The sequence below is a fragment of the Paenibacillus sp. 01T443 genome (genome assembly GCF_056398325.1).
Genome location: NZ_JBFTPE010000058.1, coordinates 1 through 3824, shown reverse-complemented (window position 1 = coordinate 3824; position 3824 = coordinate 1). Strand labels below are relative to the sequence as shown.

Genomic DNA, 3824 nt, shown 5'->3' with positions numbered 1-3824 from the left:
GGATTATTGTGTATTCGCTTACATTCATGATATTTTCCACCGAAGGCTTACTGAATCAGGTTTTACATTCTCTCGGATTACTGACAAACCCGACTAATATTTTAACGAAAGGCGATGCCGTCTATTGGTTTCAGACCGCTCTTGGGATATGGAAAGGGCTTGGCTGGAGCGCAATCGTCTATGTCGCAAGCATTAGCTCAATCGACCAGGAATTGTATGAGGCTGCCGTCATTGACGGTGCGGGAAGATTCAAGTCAGCACTGCACATCACTTTGCCGAGCCTAGTGCCTACCTATCTCGTTCTGCTGATTCTCAGCATCGGAAACTTCTTGAACGTAGGCATGGAGCAGTATTTGGTCTACAAGAATGCATTAACAGCCGATAACATCGAGGTACTTGATTTATATGTGTACCAGCTCGGGATAAACAACCACGACTATTCCTATGGCGTTGCAGTAGGAATTTTGAAATCGGGCGTCAGTATCATCCTTCTTGTCATTGCAAATGTCATTGCAAAGAGGGTTAGAGGCACAAGTATCTTCTGAAAGTGGTGTGAGGAATGAAACTATACAGTCGTACATTGGGCGCAGTGGTGTTTGATATTTTCAACTATGCATTTTTTGCTTTGTTAGTTATCCTATGCCTGTACCCTTTCTGGTATATGTTTGTTTATTCCATTAGTGAGCCTTCGCTTGCGACAAAAGGAGTTACGTTGCTTCCGAGGGGCTTCACGCTGTTCAACTACAAGAAAGTGATGGAGCTGAAAGGCATATACAATGCTTTTTTTATCTCCGTTATGCGAACCGTAATCGGTACGGCTCTGAGTGTGTTCTTGAATGCTTTGCTAGGCTATTTGTTCTCGAGAACTGAAATGCCGGGAAGAAAACTATTATACCGCATGCTCCTGCTGACCATGTATGTAAGCGGCGGTTTGATACCTTACTATCTGATGATCAAAAATTACGGGCTTTTGAATAATTTTATGGTTTATATCATACCCGGTGCGATAGCAGCCTTCAACGTCATTCTGATTAAAACCTTCATCGAATCGCTGCCTGACTCGCTTCAGGAATCCGCGATGCTCGATGGAGCCGGATATTTTACCATATTTTCTAAAATCGTGATGCCGCTTAGCCTCCCGATTATTGCAACGATCGCAGTATTTTCCGCCGTAAGCAACTGGAATTCATGGTTTGACAATTATATGTTCATCAGCTCGGAAAATCTGAATACTTTGCAGCTTACCCTTTACGAATACCTTAACGAGGCGCAGACGCTTGCACGGCTTCTTCAGGAGAGCGGCAATATAGAGGATTACAAGAAAACGATGGAGAGAAGCCTTACTCCGCGCGGTGTACAAATTACGATCACAATGATTACAACTATTCCGATTCTGCTTGTATACCCCTATATGCAGCGTTTCTTTATCAAAGGAATCATGGTTGGGGCAATCAAAGGTTAGCCAGTCATTAATAATTTCGAGGAGGATGATTTGTTATGAGCAGCACGTTGCCAACTAAAAGACAGCTTGAGTTCCTGAATTGGGAAATCGGAGGCTTTTTCCACTTTGGAATCCGTACCTTTTATGAAGGACATCGGGACTKGGATGGAAAGCCTATGCCCCTTGAAGGCTTCAATCCAGAACTGCTGGACTGCGAGAACTGGATTACTACTGTAAAGGCGGCCGGTGGGAAGTATGCTATTTTAGTCTGCAAGCATCATGACGGTTTTGCAAACTGGCCGTCAAAATATACGGAATATGGCGTGCACAATACACCTTGGAAGGATGGCAAGGGAGACGTCGTTCAGGAATTTGTCACGGCCTGCCGCAAGCATGATATAAAAGTTGGTCTTTACTACTCGCCTGCCGAAATGGGCTTTACGAAACGTACGCCAAAGGAGCATGACGACTATTTTATCAACCAGATCGGTGAGCTTCTGACCCATTACGGAAAGATCGATTATCTCTGGTTTGACGGGTGTGGTTCGGAGGGGCATGAATATGATGAAGCAAGTATTATTAAGGCGATCCGAACGATGCAGCCTGAGATTCTTATCTTCAACATGTGGGATCACGATGTGCGATGGGTAGGAAATGAAGGAGGAATTGCGCATTTTAACAATTCAAACCTGGTGACCTCGCTCGATTTTTCTGTTATGACAAATGAGGTGAGCAGCCTTTCAGAACAAAAATTTCTACCGGCGGAATGCGACTTTATGATGCGTGATAATTGGTTTTACAGTGAATACGACACCGGTCATGTGAAAAGTGTCGAGGAGCTTATCGGTATTTATTACTACTCCGTCGGCAGAGGTGCCAATTTCCTGATCAATATCGGACCGGACAGGAGAGGCTTGCTTCCGGAGGTGGATGCGTCAAGACTGATTGAATTCGGGAACGAGGTAAGAAAGAAATTTGCAAATTCCATTGATGTTACCGTCGAGAAAACGGATAACGGATTATGCATCACGCTTGACAAGGCAAGGCCCATTAACCATGTCATTCTCAGAGAGAACCTGACCAATGGCGAGCATGTTGAGGAATTTGAGATTGCAGTTAAAGCGCCGGTTCTACATCATAGTGCAGTCGTACATATCGGAAAAACGATTGGCAATAAGAGGATTATTCAGTTTCCTCCGGTTGAAGCTGTGCAAGTTTTGATCCATATTACAAAATCTACCGGAGAATTCGAATTGTTACCGCCTGAAGTATATTACTGCTAATTGTCAACGAAGTCAGCCGAGAATAAGAAAGCCTTAAATACGCTTTTTGACCATGTCCATATTTGAATTCGGTCACATCCGTGACCCACTTCTCATTTGGTGCTGTAGCCTCAAACTTACGGTTTAACACATTCTCCGCCACTTGCTGCGGAGTGGCGCGCACATATTTTGCTCTCTTCCTGCGAATGACAGACTGAATACCCCTTAGCTTCATCAACCGGTATACACGTTTATGGTTGATCGTTTTTCCGGTTTGCTTGCGTATATGCAGAGTCAATTGGCGGTATCCGAAGGTACGCTCCACTTTCTCGTAGATGGATAGCATTACCTGTGTCAACTGCTCATTCTCCAGCTCGCAAGCGCTGGGTTTTCGATTTAGCCATTTGTAATAGCTCGAGCGTGCAATTCCTGCAATTTCACAGAGAAGCTGTATACTTAATGACTCATCCTTATGAAGCGCTTGAATGGCGAGATAGACCGTTTCCTGTCGAATATGTCCTAGCGTCGCCTTCTTTCGAGTTCCTCTAACTTTTTTAAGAATGCATTTTCGGCCCGAAGGCGTTCAATTTCGTGCTCCATTTGCTTCATCTTGAGTTTCTGTTGATCGGCCTCCGTTAACTCTTCTAGAGCTTTCTTTCTCCCACGGCCATCTTTTAATGCTTCCTGACCACCATCTTCAAACTTCTTCACCCATTGATATACTTGCTGGTAGGAGACCTGAAATTGTCCCGCTGTCTTTTGGTAGTCATGCTGATTCGTTAGGCAATACTGGACGATCTCTATCCGTTCCTGCCATGTTGTAGAGCGACCCTTTGTCATAGCTTTTGCTTCCCCTTTGTAGGCTTTTAAGCTGCTATGACCATTATACTTCTTTATCCATTCGGAGAGCTGTGTTGTGCTGGAGATCTTGTATTTATCGATGATCTGGTACTTAGACAATTTCCCCTCAAGGTAATCTTTCACTGCTTGAAGCTTGAGTTCAGCACTATAACTTCGGTTATGTGTACGGCGCTCCAGCCCTTCATAACCGTACAGCTTATAGCGACGTTGCCATTTCATCAATGTAGTATTGTTAATCTTATATTTCTTAGCAGCAGCTA

The 3824-nt window shown here is 44.2% G+C and carries 4 protein-coding genes and 1 pseudogene; 3 read left to right on the top strand and 2 right to left on the bottom strand.

The window, feature by feature from the left end:
• From AC1DLI_RS34190 to AC1DLI_RS34180, 3 genes are all read left to right on the top strand, one after another.
• Window positions 1-545, top strand: a 545-nt coding sequence (locus AC1DLI_RS34190; protein WP_477610166.1) for an ABC transporter permease subunit, incomplete at its 5' end; no start/stop codon positions are given.
• A 14-nt stretch (window positions 546-559) separates the two neighbouring features.
• A complete protein-coding gene (locus AC1DLI_RS34185) occupies window positions 560-1462 on the top strand; it encodes a carbohydrate ABC transporter permease (protein ID WP_477610164.1) in 903 nt (300 codons plus the stop codon).
• Between the two features lie 35 nt (window positions 1463-1497).
• On the top strand, window positions 1498-2724 hold the full coding sequence (locus AC1DLI_RS34180) for an alpha-L-fucosidase (RefSeq protein WP_477610162.1): 1227 nt from the start codon (window positions 1498-1500) through the stop codon (window positions 2722-2724).
• 184 nt (window positions 2725-2908) lie between these two features.
• On the opposite strand, the pseudogene AC1DLI_RS34175 reads toward AC1DLI_RS34180, so the two are convergent.
• Both AC1DLI_RS34175 and AC1DLI_RS34170 read right to left on the bottom strand, forming a co-directional pair.
• Window positions 2909-3061: pseudogene (locus tag AC1DLI_RS34175) on the bottom strand (IS3 family transposase); the annotation flags it as partial.
• A gap of 161 nt (window positions 3062-3222) precedes the next feature.
• Window positions 3223-3824, bottom strand: a 602-nt coding sequence (locus AC1DLI_RS34170; RefSeq protein ID WP_477610160.1) for a transposase, incomplete at its 5' end; no start/stop codon positions are given.